Annotated in this window: 18 protein-coding genes; 4 read left to right on the top strand and 14 right to left on the bottom strand. The window is 73.4% G+C overall.

Going from position 1 to position 18,027, the window contains the following annotated elements:
• Nucleotides 1-29: 29 nt before the first annotated feature.
• The 11 genes from ABZ621_RS16075 to ABZ621_RS16025 form a co-directional block, all read right to left on the bottom strand.
• Nucleotides 30-1,139 carry an aliphatic sulfonate ABC transporter substrate-binding protein gene (locus tag ABZ621_RS16075; protein ID WP_360604782.1) on the bottom strand — a complete coding sequence of 370 codons (1,110 nt, stop codon included), beginning with the start codon at nt 1,137-1,139 and terminating at the stop codon, nt 30-32.
• 200 nt (nt 1,140-1,339) lie between these two features.
• A complete protein-coding gene (locus tag ABZ621_RS16070; RefSeq protein WP_360604780.1) occupies nt 1,340-2,683 on the bottom strand; it encodes a GTP-binding protein in 1,344 nt (447 codons plus the stop codon).
• Between the two features lie 2 nt (nt 2,684-2,685).
• Complete coding sequence (cysD, locus tag ABZ621_RS16065) at nt 2,686-3,621, bottom strand: sulfate adenylyltransferase subunit CysD (RefSeq protein ID WP_360604778.1); 936 nt, start codon at nt 3,619-3,621, stop codon at nt 2,686-2,688.
• On the bottom strand, nt 3,618-4,202 hold the full coding sequence (gene cysC, locus ABZ621_RS16060; RefSeq protein WP_360604776.1) for an adenylyl-sulfate kinase: 585 nt from the start codon (nt 4,200-4,202) through the stop codon (nt 3,618-3,620). Before cysC ends, cysD begins: the two co-directional genes overlap by 4 nt.
• Nucleotides 4,184-4,900 (bottom strand): phosphoadenylyl-sulfate reductase, encoded by a 717-nt coding sequence (locus ABZ621_RS16055; RefSeq protein ID WP_360604774.1) that lies wholly within the window; start codon nt 4,898-4,900, stop codon nt 4,184-4,186. The genes cysC and ABZ621_RS16055 overlap by 19 nt, the downstream gene beginning before the upstream one ends.
• Nucleotides 4,897-5,076: a hypothetical protein gene (locus ABZ621_RS16050; RefSeq protein WP_360604772.1), complete on the bottom strand. Its 180-nt coding sequence runs from the start codon at nt 5,074-5,076 to the stop codon at nt 4,897-4,899. The genes ABZ621_RS16055 and ABZ621_RS16050 overlap by 4 nt, the downstream gene beginning before the upstream one ends.
• Before the next feature lie 28 nt (nt 5,077-5,104).
• On the bottom strand, nt 5,105-6,802 hold the full coding sequence (locus ABZ621_RS16045) for a nitrite/sulfite reductase (RefSeq protein WP_360604770.1): 1,698 nt from the start codon (nt 6,800-6,802) through the stop codon (nt 5,105-5,107).
• Between the two features lie 126 nt (nt 6,803-6,928).
• Nucleotides 6,929-7,012, bottom strand: a complete 84-nt coding sequence (locus ABZ621_RS16040; RefSeq protein WP_311136957.1) for a putative leader peptide — start codon at nt 7,010-7,012, stop codon at nt 6,929-6,931.
• 165 nt (nt 7,013-7,177) lie between these two features.
• Nucleotides 7,178-7,747, bottom strand: a complete 570-nt coding sequence (locus ABZ621_RS16035; RefSeq protein WP_360604768.1) for a GNAT family N-acetyltransferase — start codon at nt 7,745-7,747, stop codon at nt 7,178-7,180.
• A 210-nt stretch (nt 7,748-7,957) separates the two neighbouring features.
• Entirely contained in the window at nt 7,958-9,250 is a 1,293-nt protein-coding gene (locus ABZ621_RS16030; protein ID WP_360604766.1) for a GAF domain-containing protein, read from the bottom strand.
• Nucleotides 9,251-9,584: 334 nt separating this feature from the next.
• Nucleotides 9,585-11,222, bottom strand: a complete 1,638-nt coding sequence (locus ABZ621_RS16025; RefSeq protein ID WP_360604764.1) for an acyl-CoA dehydrogenase family protein — start codon at nt 11,220-11,222, stop codon at nt 9,585-9,587.
• Between the two features lie 17 nt (nt 11,223-11,239).
• Here ABZ621_RS16025 and ABZ621_RS16020 point away from each other — a divergent pair, with 17 nt between their 5' ends.
• Complete coding sequence (locus ABZ621_RS16020; protein WP_360604762.1) at nt 11,240-12,364, top strand: YihY/virulence factor BrkB family protein; 1,125 nt, start codon at nt 11,240-11,242, stop codon at nt 12,362-12,364.
• 24 nt (nt 12,365-12,388) lie between these two features.
• Complete coding sequence (locus tag ABZ621_RS16015) at nt 12,389-13,144, top strand: helix-turn-helix transcriptional regulator (protein WP_360604760.1); 756 nt, start codon at nt 12,389-12,391, stop codon at nt 13,142-13,144.
• On the opposite strand, the gene ABZ621_RS16010 is transcribed toward ABZ621_RS16015, so the two are convergent.
• Nucleotides 13,084-13,503: a VOC family protein gene (locus ABZ621_RS16010; protein ID WP_360604758.1), complete on the bottom strand. Its 420-nt coding sequence runs from the start codon at nt 13,501-13,503 to the stop codon at nt 13,084-13,086. The genes ABZ621_RS16015 and ABZ621_RS16010 overlap by 61 nt on opposite strands.
• A 287-nt stretch (nt 13,504-13,790) precedes the next feature.
• Between ABZ621_RS16010 and rsgA the strand changes: the two genes are divergently transcribed.
• On the top strand, nt 13,791-14,921 hold the full coding sequence (rsgA, locus tag ABZ621_RS16005; RefSeq protein ID WP_360604756.1) for a ribosome small subunit-dependent GTPase A: 1,131 nt from the start codon (nt 13,791-13,793) through the stop codon (nt 14,919-14,921).
• 64 nt (nt 14,922-14,985) lie between these two features.
• Nucleotides 14,986-16,350 carry an AlkA N-terminal domain-containing protein gene (locus ABZ621_RS16000; protein ID WP_360604754.1) on the top strand — a complete coding sequence of 455 codons (1,365 nt, stop codon included), beginning with the start codon at nt 14,986-14,988 and terminating at the stop codon, nt 16,348-16,350.
• Here the strand turns inward: ABZ621_RS16000 and ABZ621_RS15995 are convergent.
• On the bottom strand, nt 16,337-16,819 hold the full coding sequence (locus tag ABZ621_RS15995) for a DUF456 domain-containing protein (protein ID WP_360604752.1): 483 nt from the start codon (nt 16,817-16,819) through the stop codon (nt 16,337-16,339). The two genes, ABZ621_RS16000 and ABZ621_RS15995, sit on opposite strands and share 14 nt — an antisense overlap.
• Before the next feature lie 182 nt (nt 16,820-17,001).
• Nucleotides 17,002-17,985: a helix-turn-helix domain-containing protein gene (locus ABZ621_RS15990; protein WP_360604750.1), complete on the bottom strand. Its 984-nt coding sequence runs from the start codon at nt 17,983-17,985 to the stop codon at nt 17,002-17,004.
• Nucleotides 17,986-18,027 lie beyond the last annotated feature (42 nt).

Below are 18,027 nucleotides of genomic sequence, written 5' to 3'. Positions count from 1 at the left end.
TCACCTCCTGGGTAGCAGCGGTTGGCTGGTTACTTGACGCCGAGCCCGGCGTCGGCGACCTCGGGCTGTCCCTCGGCCTTGAGGACCTTGTTGAGCGCCGTCAGGTCGTAGATGCCCTTGAGGTCGGGCTGCTCCAGGAGACCGGCCTTCACCGCGTGGTCGGCCTGGGCCTGGAGGGTGGCGGCCAGCGGGTCGTTCGTGAACCGGATCGACGGCCAGGCGCCGTCGATGACCTTGGCGCCGAGCGGCTTGCCGGACAGCTCCTTCAGCTTGGAGTTGGCCGACTCCTTCGCCTTCTCCGGGTTGGCGTTGATCCAGGCGTTGGTCTTCACCGAGCCGCGCAGCACGGCCTCCACCACGTCCGGGTGCTCCTTGAGGAACGTCTGCGAGACGATGATGTTGGTGATGACGAACTTGTCGTCCGGCCACAGCGACGCCTCGTCGAGGAGGACCTTGGCGCCCTCGCTGACGAGCTTGGAGGCGGTCGGCTCCGGGACCCACGCGCCGTCGATGGAGCCGGACTTGTAGGCGTCCGGGGTCACCTTGTTGTCGGTGCGGAAGACGGAGACGTCGCCCTTGCCGCTCTGGGCGTCGACCTTCCAGCCCTGCTCGGAGATCCAGTTGAGGAAGGCGACGTCCTGGGTGTTGCCGAGCTGCGGGGTCGCGATCCGCTTGCCCTTGACGTCGGCCAGGGTCTTGATCTTCTCCGGGTTCACCACCAGCTTGACGCCGCCGGAGGCGGAGCCGCCGATGATGCGGAGGTTGCTCCCCTTGGACTTGGTGTAGCCGTTGATCGCCGGGGAGGGGCCGATGAAGCCGATGTCGATCGAGCCGGCGTTGAGCGCCTCGATCTCGGAGGGGCCGGCGTTGAACGTGGAGACGTCCAGCTTCGTGCCGCCCAGCTCCTTCTGGAAGATGCCCTCCTGATGACCCACCAGGGCGGTGGCGTGGGTCAGGTTGGGGAAGTACCCGAGCCGTACGGAGTCGGCGGAGAGCTTCTCGCCCGTCGCCGCCACCTGTTCCTTGTCGTTCTTGGCCTGGGAGCCGTAGCCGCACGAGGCGAGCGCGCCGATCAGCAGCGTCAGCGTGGCGGCGGTTGCGAGGCCGCGGAGCGGGGTGGTGCGGAAGGTGGCAGGCACGGGAGGTATTCCCCTCGGTTCAGTGGGTTTCTGGTCTGCGTTTGCGGCGGTGCGGGTGGAGCGTCGTCGCACGGCGACAGCCGTGCGCGGAGGCGGTCAGCACGCACATCGCGCGACACCTCCCCTGCCTGCGCCGAGGGCGCCGGAACCCACCCGGCCCCCTTCCTTCGCGAAAGAGCCGTAGAAGTCCTGATCCATGGTCAGAAGTCCCAGCCTTCCTCGTCCTCGGTGGCCACGACGGCCTTGGCGGTGGCGAAGGACTCGCCCGCCATGCCCGCCGCGAGCGTGGTGCCGTCGGCCGGGTCGATCAGCAGGAACGAACCGGTCCGGCGGGAGTCGGCGTACGCGTCAAGGGCCAGCGGCTCCGCCGTGCGGACCTTCACCCGGCCGATGTCGTTGGCGACGAGGCGTCCGGGCTCCGGGTGCTGGGAGAGGTCGTCCAGGGTGAGCCGGGACGGGATCTCCTTGACGATCGCCTTGACCGTGCGGGTGGTGTGCTTGAGCAGCACCCGCTGGCCGACGGTGAGCGGCTGGTCCGCCACGTGGCAGACCGTCGCCTCGACGTCCTGGCTGGTCGCCGGGGCGTCGGCGCGCGGGGCGAGCAGGTCGCCGCGCGAGATGTCGATGTCGTCGGCGAGCCGGATCGTCACCGACTGCGGGGCCCAGGCGATGTCCACCGGCTCGCCCAGCGCGTCGATCGCGGTGATCGTGGAGGTCTTGCCCGAGGGCAGGACCGTGATCTCCTCGCCGACCCGGAAGGCGCCGGCCGCGATCTGGCCCGCGTAGCCCCGGTAGTCGGGGTGCTCGGCCGTCTGCGGACGGATCACGTACTGCACGGGGAAGCGGGCGTGGCAGGCCGTCAGGTCGTGGCTGACCGGGACGGTCTCCAGGTGCTCCAGGACGGTGGGGCCGCCGTACCAGTCCATGTTCGCGGACGGCTCCACCACGTTGTCCCCGGCGAGCGCCGAGATCGGGATCGCGGTGATCTCCGGGACGCCGAGCTCGGAGGCGTACGTGGTGAACTCCTCGGCGATCGCGGCGAAGACGGGCTCCGCGTACTCGACGAGGTCCATCTTGTTCACGGCCAGGACCACGTGCGGGACGCGGAGCAGGGCGGCGACGGCGGCGTGCCGGCGGGTCTGCTCGACGACGCCGTTGCGGGCGTCGACGAGGACCACGGCCAGCTCGGCCGTCGAGGCGCCCGTGACCATGTTCCGGGTGTACTGCACGTGCCCCGGGGTGTCGGCGAGGATGAACCGCCGGCGCGGGGTCGCGAAGTAGCGGTACGCCACGTCGATCGTGATGCCCTGCTCCCGCTCGGCCCGCAGGCCGTCGGTGAGCAGCGCCAGGTCCGGCGCCTCCTGGCCGCGCGAACGCGAGGCGTGCTCCACGGCCTCCAGCTGGTCGGCGAGGACCGACTTGGAGTCGTGCAGGAGGCGGCCGACCAGGGTGGACTTGCCGTCGTCGACGGAGCCGGCGGTGGCGAAGCGCAGCAGGGTGGTGGCGGCCAGCTCGGCGGCCGGCTGCTCGGTGGACGTGCTCATGGTTAGAAGTACCCTTCGCGCTTGCGGTCTTCCATCGCGGCCTCGGACATCTTGTCGTCGGCGCGGGTGGCGCCCCGCTCGGTGAGGCGGGAGGCGGCGATCTCGGCGATGACGGCGTCGAGCGTGGTGGCGTCGGAGTCGACGGCGCCGGTGCAGGACATGTCGCCGACCGTGCGGTAGCGGATGAGCCGCTTCTCGACCGTCTCGGTCTCCTTCGGGCCGCCCCACTCGCCGGCCGTCAGCCACATGCCGCTGCGGGCGAAGACCTCGCGCTCGTGGGCGAAGTAGATCTCGGGGAGCTCGATCCCCTCCCGCTGGATGTACTGCCAGACGTCCAGCTCGGTCCAGTTGGACAGCGGGAAGACCCGGACGTGCTCGCCGGGGGCGTGCCGGCCGTTGTACAGCTGCCACAGCTCGGGGCGCTGGCGGCGCGGGTCCCACTGCGAGAACTCGTCGCGCAGCGAGAACACCCGCTCCTTGGCGCGGGCCTTCTCCTCGTCGCGCCGGCCGCCGCCGAAGACGGCGTCGAAGCGGTGCTGCTGGATCGCCTCGGTCAGCGGCACCGTCTGGAGCGGGTTGCGGGTGCCGTCCGGGCGCTCCTTCAGGGCGCCGCGGTCGATGTACTCCTGCACGGACGCGACGTGCAGCCGCAGCCCGTGCTCGGCGACCACGCGGTCGCGGTACTCGATGACCTCGGGGAAGTTGTGCCCGGTGTCGACGTGCAGCAGCGTGAAGGGGACCGGCGCCGGGGCGAAGGCCTTCAGCGCCAGGTGCAGCATGACGATGGAGTCCTTGCCGCCGGAGAAGAGGATCACCGGCCGCTCGAACTCCCCCGCCACCTCACGGAAGATGTGGACGGCCTCGGACTCCAGCGAGTCGAGGTGCGACAGCGCGAACGGGCTGTCCGTCTCCTCGTGGGCATGAGCGACGGTCGTCATGCGAGACCCCTCTCGGTGAGCAGCGCGTGGAGCTGCGCCGCGGACTCCTGCACGGTCTGGTTCTGGGACTCGATCCGGAGATCGGGGGCCTCGGGGGCCTCGTACGGGTCGTCGACGCCGGTCAGGCCGGCGATCTCGCCCGCCGCCTGCTTGGCGTACAGGCCCTTGACGTCACGGACCGAGCAGACCTCGACCGGGGTGGCCACGTGGACCTCGACGAAGGCGGTGCCCTCGGCCTCGTGGCGCTTGCGGACCGCCTCGCGGCTGTCGGCGTACGGGGCGATCACCGGGACGAGGACGGTCACGCCGTGCGAGGCGAGCAGCTCGGCGACGAAGCCGATCCGCTGCACGTTGGTGAACCGGTCCTCGCGGGAGAAGCCGAGGCCCGCGGAGAGGAACTCGCGGATCTCGTCGCCGTCGAGGATCTCGACGCGGCGGCCCGCCTCGCGCAGCCGGCCGGCCAGCTCGTAGGCGATCGTGGTCTTGCCGGCGCTCGGCAGGCCGGTGAGCCAGACGGTGGCACCGGTCACGGGGGTCTCCAGGGGGGTGTCGGGGGTGGTCATCAGCCGTGCAGCCCGCATTCGGTCTTGGCGCGTCCGGCCCAGCGGCCGGCGCGGGCGTCCTCGCCCGCCTCGACGCGGCGAGTGCAGGGCGCGCAGCCGACGGAGGCGTAACCGTCCATGAGGAGCGGGTTGGTGAGGACGCCGAACTCCGCCACGTACGCGTCGACGTCGTCCTGCGTCCAGCGGGCGATCGGGGAGACCTTCACCTTGCGGCGCTTCTCGTCCCAGCCGACCACCGGGGTGTTCGCCCGGGTCGGGGACTCGTCGCGGCGCAGGCCGGTCGCCCACGCGGTGTACGCGGTCAGCCCCTCCTGGAGCGGCTGGACCTTGCGCAGCGCGCAGCACAGGTCGGGGTCGCGGTCGTGCAGCTTCGGGCCGTACTCGGCGTCCTGCTCGGCCACGGTCTGACGCGGGGTCAGGGTGATGACGTGGACGTCCATGACGGCCTCGACGGCGTCACGGGTGCCGATCGTCTCCTCGAAGTGGTAGCCGGTGTCGAGGAAGACGACGTCCACGCCGGGCAGGGCGCGGGAGGCGAGGTGGGCGACGACCGCGTCCTCCATGGAGGAGGTGACGCAGAACGTCGGGCCGAAGGTGGCCGTGGCCCACTGGAGGATCTCCAGCGCGGAGGCGTCCTCCAGGTCGCGGCCGGCCTGCTCGGCGAGCGCCTTCAGCTCGGCGTCGGTGGTCTCCGCGGTGACCTGAGTGATCGTCATATGTCTTCCCCTCCAGTGGTGTTGCTCGAAGTCGCCGGGGCGAGGAGCCCCAGGAACTTCAGCTGGAAGGCTCGACTGCACGCGGCGCATTCCCAGGCGCCGTGACCCTGCTCGTTCGGACGCAGGTCCTCGTCGCCGCAGTACGGGCAGAAGAACGGGGCGGCGCGCTCGCTCATGCGGTGCTCCTCGTTTCGCTCGCCGCGCTCACGAAAGGGCCTCCTCGGAGGCGCGGGCCGCCCAGGTGGCGAAGCGCTCGCCGTCCTCGCGCTCCGCCCGGTAGCGGGTGAGGACGCGCTCCACGTAGTCGGGCAGCTCGGCCGAGGTGACCTTGAGGCCGCGGACCTTGCGGCCGAAGCCGGCCTCCAGGCCGAGGGCGCCGCCCAGGTGGACCTGGTAGCCCTCGACGCGGTTGCCGTCGTCGTCCAGGACCAGCTGGCCCTTGAGGCCGATGTCCGCGACCTGGATGCGGGCGCAGGCGTTCGGGCAGCCGTTGATGTTGATGGTCAGCGGCTCGTCGAAGTCCGGGAGGCGGCGCTCCAGTTCGTCGATGAGCGCGGAGCCGCGGCCCTTGGTCTCGACGATCGCCAGCTTGCAGAACTCGATGCCGGTGCAGGCCATCGTGCCGCGCCGGAACGGCGACGGCGTGACCCGCAGGTCGAGCGCCTCCAGGGCGGCGACGAGCGAGTCGACCTGCGACTCGACGACGTCGAGGACGATCATCTTCTGCTCGGCGGTGGTGCGCACCCGGCCGGAGCCGTGCGCCTCCGCCAGCTCGGCGATCTTGGTGAGGGTGGGGCCGTCCACGCGGCCGACGCGCGGGGCGAAGCCGACGTAGAAGTTGCCGTCCTTCTGCCGGTGCACACCGACGTGGTCGCGCCAGCGGCCGGCCGGCTCCGCCGGGGCGGGGCCGTCGGTCAGCTTCCGCTTGAGGTACTCGTCCTCCAGGACCTGGCGGAACTTCTCCGGGCCCCAGTCGGCGACGAGGAACTTCAGGCGGGCGCGGTTGCGCAGCCGGCGGTAGCCGTAGTCGCGGAAGATCGAGATGACGCCCTCGTAGACGTCGGGGACCTCGTCCAGGGAGGCCCAGACGCCCAGGCGGACGCCGAGCTTGGGGTTGGTGGAGAGGCCGCCGCCGACCCAGACGTCGAAGCCGGGGCCGTGCTCCGGGTGGACGACGCCGACGAAGGAGATGTCGTTGATCTCGTGCGCCACGTCGAGGAGCGGCGAGCCGGAGACGGCGGACTTGAACTTGCGGGGCAGGTTGGAGAAGTCCTTGTTGCCGACGATCCGGCGCTGGATCTCGTCGATGGCGGGGGTGCCGTCGATGATCTCGTCCTCGGCGATGCCGGCCACCGGCGAGCCGAGGATGACGCGCGGGGTGTCGCCGCACGCCTCGGTGGTGGAGAGCCCGACCGCCTCCAGGCGGTTCCAGATCTCGGGGACGTCCTCGATCCGGATCCAGTGGTACTGGACGTTCTGCCGGTCCGTGATGTCGGCGGTGCCGCGGGCGAACTCCTCGGAGATCTCGCCGATCACCCGGAGCTGCCGCGTGGTCAGCCGGCCGCCGTCGATGCGGACGCGGAGCATGAAGTACTCGTCGTCCAGCTCCTCCGGCTCCAGGACGCCGGTCTTGGTGCCGTCGAGTCCCTGCTTCCGCTGGGTGTAGAGGCCCCACCAGCGCATGCGGCCACGCAGGTCGTTGGGGTCGATCGAGTCGAATCCACGCTTGGAGTAGATCGTCTCAATGCGTGTCCGCACGTTGAGACCGTCGTCGTCCTTCTTGAACTGCTCATTGCCGTTCAGGGGGGTGAAGTGCCCCACGGCCCACTGACCCTCGCCACGGTGGCGCCCGGTCTTGCGTCGGGCGGCGGCGGGAGTGGGGTTTTCCGGGGTGGCGGCCATGGCGTCTTGTCCTTCGGGACTGCGAGAGGGCGGCTCTGACCTGCACACTCGCGCGCGGGACAGAGAGTGGCGCGACGGTGCGCAGCAGGGTCGGGCAGAGAGGGAGGGGCGGCAGTGCTGGCTTGCTCAGCGCGCCGGACAGATGGCGCTGGACATGCGGCCGAGGTCGACGTGCCGCCGACTCACCAAGGCAGTTCCAGTTCCAGGCATGGCGGAAGCGTGTCACGGGACTTTGGACCCAGTCCAGCTTCGTCCGCTATGTGGACATGAATGTCTCGCCTGGCGAGACGGTGTGGTCTGGGTCACGCAAAAGGGGCCCTGTTCAGGGCCCCTCTCGCGGCGGATCGCGGCGGATTACGGCGAACCGACGGACGGTCAGGCCCGCGCCCCCGGCCACGGCCCGGGCGTCTCGGTCTCCTCGGCCGTCTCCGTCTTCGTGTCGAAGAGGCGGAAGCCGCGGCGCTCGTAGTTGGCCATGGCGTGCGGCCCGTCCAGCGAGCAGGTGTGCAGCCAGACCCGCTTCGTGGGCTCCCGGTCCGGCCAGCGCTCGGCCAGGTCCCAGGCGCGCCGGATGCCCTCGGAGAGCAGGTGGCCGCCGATGCCGCGGCCCCGGAAGGCGGCGATCAGGCCGAAGTAGACGATCTCGACGACCCCGTCGTCCTGCGGGTCGAACTCCACGTACCCGGCCGGCGTCCCCCGGTCGTAGGCCACCCAGATCTCGGCGCCCGGCCTCTCCGCTATCTCCTTCCACTGCGCGTACGAGAGCGACAGCCGGTCGGCCCAGTGGATGTCGCCGCCGACCGCGGTATAGAGGAAGCGGCTGAACTCGGGGGAGGGGACCTCGGCCCGGCGGACGACGATGTCGTCGCCCTCGGGGACCCGGGCCGGACGCAGGTCGTCCGGCGAGGTCTGTTCCAGGGACCAGGTGGTGAGAGTGATGCTCATGCCCCTTATCGCATCATGCGGAGCGCGGGATTCCCAGGGGGATCGGGGGTCGGGACCGTCACCCCCCCCGGGTCGCCCGGGGGTCGCCCCAGGGCCGCCGGGGTTGCACCGGACATGCTGTCCAGCATGTGGACGGGCGGGGGTCGATCGGCGGCCGGAAGGGGCGGCGGCCGGAGGGCGCGGCGGCCGCAAGGGGCGGCGGATCCGCTCTCAGACCCCGATCCCCGCCCGGACCGCCGGAGCCGTCGAATGGGGAAGGAGGTCGTCCGGGTGCTCCGGGCGCCGCACCTCCACCGCGATCTCCTCGCGGAAGCGGTACGGGCGGTGCGCCAGGACCCCGGCGAGGGTCCGCCGCACCCGGGACATCTCGGCCCGGACGGTCACCGTCCTCGTCCGGTCCCCGAACACGTCCTCCGCCAGATCGGCCGCCGTCCGGCCGTCCGGGTGCAGGGCGAGCAGGTAGAGCAGCTCCGCGTGGCGCGGGCTCAGCTCCTGCTGCCAGCTCCCCGCCGCCCCCGAGACCGCCACCGTCCAGCGGCGCGGCCGGCTCAGGTCCAGCACCACCCGGCTCGCCGCCCCCGACTCCGTACCGGCCGTCGCCGTGTCCTCCTCCACCCGCAGCAGCCAGCCGCCCGGCAGCGGCTCCACCGTGCACATCCCCAGCGACGGCAGCCAGACCCGGCCGGCGGCCGGCGCCTTCGGCAGGGTGATCCGGTCCATCGGGGCGAGGCCGGTCACGGCGGCGGTCCAGCCGTGGACGTCCACGGCGACGGCCCGGCCGCCCACCCGGCAGAGGATCGGCGCGGCCACCGCCCGCAGCCGCTCGATCGTCGACCGGTGCCGCTCGCGCAGCTCCGCCTCGGCGAGCCGGGCGACCGAGCCGACGAGGGCCAGCATCGAGGGGTGGAAGGTGGAGGCCGGCCCGCTGACGTCGAGGACGCCGAGCAGCCGCTGGTCGCGCGGGTCGTGGACGGGCGCCGCCGCGCAGGTCCAGTTGTGCAGCGACTGCACGTAGTGCTCGGCGGAGTGGACCTGCACCGCCCGGTGGGTGGCGAGCGCGGTGCCGACCGCGTTGGTGCCGGTGGCGTCCTCGGCCCAGGCGGCGCCCTCCTCCAGGCAGATGCCGTTCGCCTGCCGCATCACCGAGGGGTGGCCCTCGCGCCAGAGGATCCGGCCGTGCTCGTCGGTGACCACCATGATCTGGAGCGAGGCGTCGGCGATCCCGGCGAGCCCGGAGCTGAGCGTCTGCATCACCTCGGCGAGCAGGGTGCTCCGCCGCCGCTGCTCCAGCTCGTCGCGGCGGAGCAGCACGCTGCTGGTGCCCTGGTCCGGGTCGAGCCCGAGCCGGGCCATCCGCCGCCAGGAGGCGTCGATCTCCGCGCGGGGCGCGATCGGAGGCCTACGACCCGCCAGGGTCTCGTCGCGCACGCGGTGCAGCAGCCGGGCCGCCTGGACGGCGTCCATGGTGGACAGCCGCTTCATGTCGAGCCGCGTGTTGTTCATCGGTCCCTCCCGCCACCCGGTGTGCCGTATCGGTTCTGCCGTGCTCGGGCGGATGACCGGTGCGTCATGAGCGCCGTACGGCCCGTCCGAATTGTCCTCCAGGGCCGCAGCTCGCAGTGCCGAGGGTCCATCGTGCCGCCCGGAAGCCCTCCATGGAGCCCGGTTCGGGTAATCCTGCAACCCTTTGCAACTCTGGCCCCGGCCCGCCCCCGTGCGTGAGGGTGATGACGGCGGGTGGTGGTGCCGTGTCGGCGCAGCACCACCCCCGCCTTCCGCGCGTACCGCCCCGCACGCCGCCGGGTCACCCCTGGTACGCGCGGCCAGGCCTCCCTTTTCACTCCACCGGCCGGGCCCGTTCCACCACCGCGCGCAGGTCGAGCGTGGGCGGCAGGGTGCCGAAGGCCGCGCCCGAGTCGCCGCCCAGCCGGCCCGCGCAGAACGCGTCCGCCACCTCCGGCGGCGCCCAGCGGACCAGCAGCGCGCCCTGGAGGACCAGGGCCATCCGCTCCGCGAGGCGCCGGGCCCGCCCCTCCACGCCCTCCAGATCGGCCAGCTCGGTCAGGACCCCGCGGATCGCCCGGTCGAGGCGGGGGTCCGCGCCGCGCGCCTCCCCGACCTCCCGGAGGTACGCGTCGAGCGACGCCGGCTCCGTCCGCAACGCCCGCAGCACGTCGAGCGCCTGGATGTTCCCCGCGCCCTCCCACACCGAGTTCAGCGGCGACTCCCGCAGCAGCCGGGGCATCCCGGACTCCTCCACGTACCCGTTCCCGCCCAGGCACTCCAGCGCCTCGGCCACCACCGGCACGCACCGCTTCGTCACCCAGTACTTCGCCGCCGGCACCGCGATCCGCAGCAGCGCCCGCTCCCGCTCCGTACCGGCGTCGTACGCCGCCGCGAGCCGCATCCCGAGCACCGTCGCCGCCTCCGACTCCACCGCCAGGTCCGCCAGCACGTTCCGCATCAGCGGCTTGCCGGCCAGCGGCCCGCCGAAGGCCGAGCGGTACGAGGCGTGGTGCACGGCCTGCGCCACCGCCTGCCGCATCAGCGCCGCGGAGCCGAGCACGCAGTCCAGCCGGGTCGCCGCCACCATCCCCATGACCGTCCGCAGCCCGCGCCCCTCCTCGCCGACCCGGCGCGCCCACGTCGTCCCGTCGAACTCCACCTCCGCCGAGGCGTTCGAGCGGTTGCCCAGCTTGTCCTTGAGCCGCTGGAGCGCGAACGCGTTGCGCGAGCCTTCGTCGAGGACCCGCGGCACCAGGAAACAGGTGAGCCCGCCGGGCGCCCGCGCGAGCACCAGGAAGGCGTCCGACATCGGCGCCGAGCAGAACCACTTGTGGCCCGTCAGCAGGTACTCGCCGTCGGCGGCCAGCGGCCGCGCCGACGTCGTGACCGCCCGCAGGTCGCTGCCGCCCTGCTTCTCCGTCAGCCCCATGCCCAGCAGCGCCCCCGCCTTCGTGGCGACCGGACGCAACTCCCGCTCGTACACCCGGGAGACCGCGAGCGGCTCCCACACCGCCGCGACCTCCGGTTCGGCCCGCAGCGCCGGCACCGCCGCGTGGGTCATCGACACCGGGCAGCCGACGCCGGCCTCCGCCTGCGTCGCCACCAGGAACCCGGCGGCCCGCCGCACGTGCCCGCCCGGCCGGTCCCACGCGTCCGTCAGCCCCGCCGCCACCGCCTTGCCGAGCAGCCGGTGCCAGGCCGGATGGAAGTCCACCTCGTCGATCCGCCGCCCGTAGCGGTCGTGGGTCCGCAGCCGCGGCGGGAAGGCGTTCGCCTGCTCGCCCCACTCCCGGACCTGCTCCGAACCGGTCGCCCGGCCGAGCGCCCGCAGCTCCTCGCGGGCCCCGTCGAGGAGCTCCGCGGGCAGGTGGCGGTCGACCGCCTCGGCGAGCGCGCGATCGGCCCCGAAGACGTCGTACCCCACCAGGGGCGGAGCCTGATCCGAGACGGTGCGGGAGGGTGCTTCCATGCCGATACGGTAAGCAGGTGCAGGCAGCAAGCGAAACACCCGAACGGCCGGAGCGGCGCCCGTGGAGCAGGCTCCACCGGGCACGTGTCCTCTACCGCAACGTCTCGAAGCGGAAGATGGTCTGGCTGCTCCTCAAGGACACCGTCAACTCGGGCATCGAGTACCGGATCCTCGGCCTCGCCGCGGAGGCCGCCTTCTTCACCCTGCTGTCCCTGCCACCCCTCCTGCTCGGCCTGATCGCCGTCCTCGGCTACGCCGACGACTGGACCAACACCGACACCGTCGCCAGCATCGAGGAGAACATCCTCCGCGCGGCCGGAACGATCCTCTCCGAGCGGGGCGTCGGCGAGATCGCCCAGCCGATCCTCGACGACATCACCCGCGCGAAACGGCCCGAACTCATCTCGCTCGGCTTCGCCATCGCCCTGTGGTCCGGCTCCCGCGCGGTGAACGTCTTCATCGACACCATCACCGTCATGTACGGCCTCGACGGACACCGCGGCATCGTCAAGACCCGGCTCCTCGCCCTGCTCCTCTACATCGTGGCGCTGCTCATCGGAGCCGTCGTCCTGCCCCTCGCGGTCGTCGGCCCCGACCGGGTCGTCGAACTCGTCCCCTGGGGCACGGACGTCGTCGCCGTCCTGTACTGGCCGGCCGTCATCCTGCTCTCCATCGCCTTCCTGACGACGCTGTACCACGTCTCCGTCCCCGTCCGGTCACCCTGGATCGAGGACATCCCGGGCGCGCTCGTCGCCCTCGCGATGTGGGCCTTCGGCAGCTTCCTGCTCCGGATCTACCTGACGAGCCAGGTCGAGGGCCCCACCATCTACGGCTCCCTGGCCGCCCCCATCGCGATCCTCCTCTGGATCGGCGTCTCCGCCTTCGCCGTCCTCGTCGGCGCGGCGGTCAACGCGGCCATCGACCGCGTCTGGCCCTCCGTCGCCACCGCCGCCGCCCGCGAGGCCAACGAACGCGCCCGCGCCGTCCAGGCCGCCGAACTCGTCGCCCGCATCCGCGCCGAGGCGGAGGACGTCGACGAGGACGACCCCGACATGCCCTCCGAGTTCCCCGAACGCTGGTCCAAGTTCCTCCCCCCGGACGACGTGAAGTCCCGCCTCCACACGGGCTGGGAGAAGGACTGACCGACCGGGGACACGGGAGGAGTGGTGTACCAGGAACGTCCCGCCCGGCTCGCCGGCGCCGTCCTGTGGACCCGGACGGCGCCCGCCCCGGTCGTCTCCGGCGCGGTCGTCGTCCCCGACGGCTGCATGGACCTCATCCGGGCCGACGGCCGTCTCCTCGTCGCGGGCCCCGACACCCGCGCGTACCGCCCGACGGAGCCCGTCGCCCGGTACGAGGGCCTCCGCTTCGCCCCCGGCGACGCCCCCCGCCTCCTGGGCGTCCCCGCCCGCGAACTCCGCGACCGCCGCGTGGACCTCGCCGACCTGTGGGGCGGCGCCACCGCCCGCCGGCTCGCCGAGCGGATCGACGAGGCCCCCGACCCCGCCGCGGCCCTGGAGGCGTACGCGCTCCGCCGCGCCGCCCGCACCGGACCGCCCGACCCGCTGCTGCGCGCGGTCACCGCCCGCCTCCGCGCGGGCCGCCCGGTCGGCGAGACCGCCGACGCCCTCGGCCTCGGACCCCGCCGCCTCCACCGACTCGCCCTGGACGCCTACGGCTACGGCCCCCGGACCCTGGCCCGCGTCCTCCGCCTCCAGCACGCCCTGGCCCTCCTGAGGGCCGGCCTGCCGCCCGCCGAGACCGCCGCCCGCGCCGGCTACACCGACCAGGCCCACCTCACCCGCGAGACCCGCGCCCTGGCGGACACCACCCCCGGGGCCTACGCGCGCCTGGCGGCCGGTCAGGCGCCGCCGGGAGCCCCGGAGCCGACCGGGACGTCGGCGAACAGCGAGATCCCGTAGCCGTCCGGATCGGTCACCACCGCGTACCGCTGCCCCCAGACGGCGTCCCACGGCGCCAGGTGCCCCGCGTACCCGGCCGCCGTCAGCTCCGCGTAGGCCGCGTCCACCTCCTCCGCCGTGTCACACCGGAACGCCAGCTCCCCCCGGCTGCCCTCGCCCCGCCGGAACGACGGGTCGAAGGACCGCACGGACTCCTCCGTGTCCCACGCCACCCGGAGCCCGCCCGGCAGCACCGCCTCCACATGAGGCGCCTTCTCCGCCCCCTCGGGAAAGCCGAATCCGAGCCGCCGGTAGAAGGCGAGCGAGGCGGCCATGTCGGCGACCACCAGACCGATGAGGTCGAGTCGAGGTGTCTTCATGGCCACGATCCTGGGCCCGCCCGGGCGTCCGCGTCTTGTACGGATCGGACACCGGAAAAACCCGTGGCGCACTCCGCGCGGCCCGGGCTAGGGTGACGGACGTCCGCGACCGACGGACCCCGCACGTCCGACGTGCGCCAGGAAAGACACAGGAGGTGTGACCGATGGCTGTCGCCACGAAGGGCCTTGCCCGCACGCAGAAGTTCGTTCACGACACCTCCGTGGCCACCGGCTGATCCCTACCGGAACTCACCGCATCGCCGGGGCCACCCTGTGAAGGGTTCCCCTTGTCTTTCCCGCTTTCCTCCGTTTCTCTCTCCTCTTCCTCTTTCTCCTCCTCCGTCCTCGACGCCCACGGCTGGGACTCCGGCTGGGCCGAGGCCTTCGCTCCGTATGCCGCTCAGGGGCTCGTCCCGGGGCGGGTCGTCCGGGTCGACCGGGGGCAGTGCGACGTGGCCACGGCCGACGGGGTCGTGCGCGCCGACACGGCGTTCGTGACGCCGCACGATCCGCTGCGGGTCGTCTGCACCGGGGACTGGGCCGCCGTCGATCCCGAGGGTGCCGCCGACCCCCGGTACGTACGGGCCTGTCTGCCGCGGCGGACCGCGTTCGCGCGGTCGACGTCGTCCAAGCGGTCCGAGGGGCAGATCCTCGCGGCCAACGTCGACCACGCCGTCATCACCGTCTCGCTCGCCGTCGAGCTGGACCTCGGCAGGATCGAGCGCTTCCTCGCCCTCGCGTGGGAGTCCGGCGCCCTGCCCACCATCGTGCTGTCCAAGGCCGACCTGGTGCCCGACCCGGTCGTGCTCTCGCATCTCGTCGAGGACGTCCAGGGCGTCGCCCCCGGCGTGGAGGTGGTGCCGCTCAGCTCCGCCAGCGGCGAGGGGGTCGACGTGCTCTCGGCCGTCGTCGGCGGCGGCACCACCGTCCTGCTCGGCGTCTCCGGCGCCGGGAAGTCCACCCTCGCCAACGCCCTCGTCGGCGAGGACGTCATGACCGTCCAGGCGGCCCGTGACGTGGACGGCAAGGGACGGCACACCACGACCACCCGGAACCTGTTCGTGCTGCCGGGAGGCGGCGTGCTCATCGACACCCCGGGGCTGCGCGGGGTCGGGCTGTGGGACGCCGAGGCCGGCGTCGGGCAGACCTTCGCGGAGATCGAGGAGCTGGCCGCCGACTGCCGCTTCCCGGACTGCTCCCACGAGTCCGAGCCCGGGTGCGCGGTGGCCGCCGCCCTCGACGAGGGCACGCTCTCCGTGCGCCGTCTGGAGAGCTACCGCAAGCTGCTCCGGGAGAACCAGCGGCTCGTCGCCAAGACCGACGCCCGGCTGCGCAACGAGATCCGCAAGGACTGGAAGCGCAAGGGCGCCGAGGGGCGGGCCGCCATGGCCTTCAAGAGGGAGGGACGGCTCCGGTAGACCGGCCGGACGTCATGTCCGAAAGCCGCGCGTGTGCGGCGGTCCGCCGCCGCACACTGGAGGCATGACGGACGACGAGGGCGACACCCTCTACCAGGCGGTGAGCAGCAGGGACGCGCGGTTCGACGGGGAGTTCTTCTTCGCCGTCCGCACCACCGGCATCTACTGCCGGCCCAGCTGCCCCGCCGTCACCCCCAAGCGGCGCAACGTGGCCTTCTTCCCGACGGCCGCCGCCGCACAGGGCCACGGCTTCCGCGCCTGCCGCCGCTGCCGTCCCGACGCCGTGCCCGGCTCCGCCGAGTGGGACGTCCGCGCCGACGTCGTCGGACGGGCCGTGCGGATGATCGGCGACGGGGTCGTGGACCGCGAGGGCGTCCCCGGTCTCGCCGTCCGGCTCGGGTACAGCACCCGCCAGGTCCAGCGCCAGCTCACCGCCGAGCTGGGCGCCGGACCGGTGGCGCTCGCCCGTGCCCAGCGGGCCCACACCGCGCGCGTCCTGCTCCAGACCACCTCGCTGCCGGTCACCGAGATCGCCTTCGCCGCCGGTTTCGCCTCGGTCCGCCAGTTCAACGACACCATCCGGGCCGTGTACGCCCGCACCCCGACCGCGCTCCGCGCCGAGACCGCCGGCGCCGGCGGGCCGCACACCGCCTCCGCCACCGGCGTCCCGCTGCGGCTCGCCTACCGGGGGCCGTACGCCGCCGCCGAGGTCTTCGACCTGCTGGCCGCCGAGGCGCTGCCGGGCGTCGAGGAGGTCACCGGGGAGCGCGGCGCCCGCACCTACCGGCGCGCCCTGCGGCTGCCGTACGGACCCGGAGTCGTCGCCGTGGCGGAAGCGGCGCCCGGCCGCTGGCTGGAGGCCCGGCTGCACCTCGCCGAGCTGCGCGACCTCACCACCGCCGTGCACCGGCTGCGCCGCCTCCTCGACCTCGACGCCGACCCGTACGCGGTCGCCGAGCGCCTCGGCGCGGACCCGCGGCTCGCCGCCGCGGTCGCCGCCCGGCCGGGGCTCCGCTCGCCCGGCGCCGCAGACCCGGAGGAGTACGCCCTCAGGACCGTCCTCGGCCCGGAGGAGTCCGCGCGCGTCCTGACGGAGCTCGGCACGCCCCTGGACAGCCCGGACGGGACCCTCCGGGCGCTCTTCCCCGCGCCCGCGGACCTCACCGGCCACCCCGTCGCCGGGCCGCTCGCCCGCGCCCTCGTCGACGGAGGCCTCCGGCTCGACCCCGGCGCCGACCGCGACGAGTCCGCCCGCGCCCTCGGAGCCGTACCCGGCGTCGACGCCCGCGCCGCCGCCCTGATCCGGATCCGCTCCCTCGGCGACCCGGACGTGGCGGACGGGCCGGAGGCGGCCGAGGCGGGGGAGTGGGCGCCCTGGCGGTCCTACGCGCGGCGCTACCTGGAGTTCTCGCCGGTCAGCCGAGGATGACCGCGCCCGCCCACGCGCCCGTGATCAGCAGGCACGAGAAGAGCTCGACGAGGATGCTGGTGCCGCCGGCGCGCATCACGGCGCGGGTGGCGGCGCGGGCCTGGCCGTGGCCGCCGAGTCGGCGCCGCTCGCAGAGGTAGATCCCGCCGACGAAACCGGGGACCGCGCCGAGCACCGGGACCAGGACGAAGCCGAGGAGCGCGCCGACGCCCGCGTAACCGATCGTCCTGCGGGTCAGGCCCGCGCCCCGGAGGCGGCGCGGCGGCAGCTGCCAGACCACCACCTGGGTGAGGAGCAGCAGGGCGGTCGAGGAGACCAGCAGGATCCAGGCGAGGCCGGTCTGCTCGTGCAGCGACCACCAGAGCACGGCGGCCCACACCAGCCAACTGCCCGGCACGCCGGGGGCCAGCACCCCGAACAGGCCGAGGAGCATGACCGCCGCGACCATCAGGAGCTGCCACACACCCACGGGGCCAGCCTCCCCCACCCGCCGGATTCCCGCAGGTCGCGGAGGCCGAAGGGGTGGGGTCCGCACCGGGCTCCCCCGCCCGCGGGGGTCCGCCACGAAGGCGCCGGGTCCGCACCGGGCTCCCTCGCCCGTGCCCTGTCCGCCGTCCGTGCGGCCTGGCCCTGGGGCCCGTCCGGCCCCCCTCAGACCCTCGCCACCCACCCCTTCTCGTACGCGTGCCAGCCCAGCTGCAGGCGGGTCGTCACCGCGGCCAGTTCCATCAGGCCCTTGACCCGGCGCTGGACGGTGCGCAGGCCGAGGTCGAGCTGTTTGGCGACGCTCGCGTCGGTCATGCCGGCGAGGAGGAGGGAGAGGATCTCCAGGTCGGTGGTGTCCGGGCCGGGGGCCTGGTCCTCGGTGATCTGGGCGCCGACGCCGAGCCGCAGCGGCAGCGCGTCCCGCCACACCGACTCGAAGAGGCCCATCAGGGACTCCAGGAGTCCGCTGGCGTGCACCACGAGCGCGGCCGGCTCGGCGCCGCGGCCGGTGAGCGGGACCATCGCGAGGGTGCGGTCGGCGACCACCAGCTTGGTCGGGACCCGGTCGACCACCCGGATCCGCTCCTCGCGGCCGAGCGCCGCCGACAGTTCGAGCAGCCCGGAGGGGAGGGTGAGCACCTCGCGCTCGATGACCACCCGGTAGCCGACGCCCCTGCCCGCGGCCAGCTCCTCCGCGTCGTTCTCCAGGCCGGAGACGGCGATCGGCTTGCCGGTGACGAGCGCGCAGACCTCCTCGGTGGCGCCGAGCTGGAGCTGGAAGAAGCGGTGGGCCACCGCGCTCGCGCCGGTCACCACCTCCACCAGGTCGTGCACGGCGGGCTCGGCCGCCTCCGACCGGTACTCCTCCGACAGCAGCGCCGCCGCCAGCTCCGCCTGCTCCAGTTCGTGCCGCTGCTGGGTGAGGAGCGCGCCGAGGGCGACCGCGGGCGGGGCCGCCACCCAGCGGCCGGTGCGGGCGGAGGACTGGGCGGCGAGGCCCTGTGCCTCCAGGCGGCGCAGCGCCCGCTCGGTGTCCGGTTCGGGCAGCGAGAGCCGGTGCGCCAGGTCGGTGACCTCCGCCGCGCCGAGCGCGATCAGCGCGCGGTACGCGGACTCCTGCCGCTCGTCCAGTCCTATCGCACCCAGCATCGGTTCCCGCCCCTCGCCGTGTCTCCGGGGGAGCGCGCGCGA

It is taken from the genome of Streptomyces sp. NPDC007863, from assembly GCF_040633895.1.
GTDB lineage: Bacteria > Actinomycetota > Actinomycetes > Streptomycetales > Streptomycetaceae > Streptomyces.
This window is presented reverse-complemented; position numbering and strand designations above follow the sequence as displayed.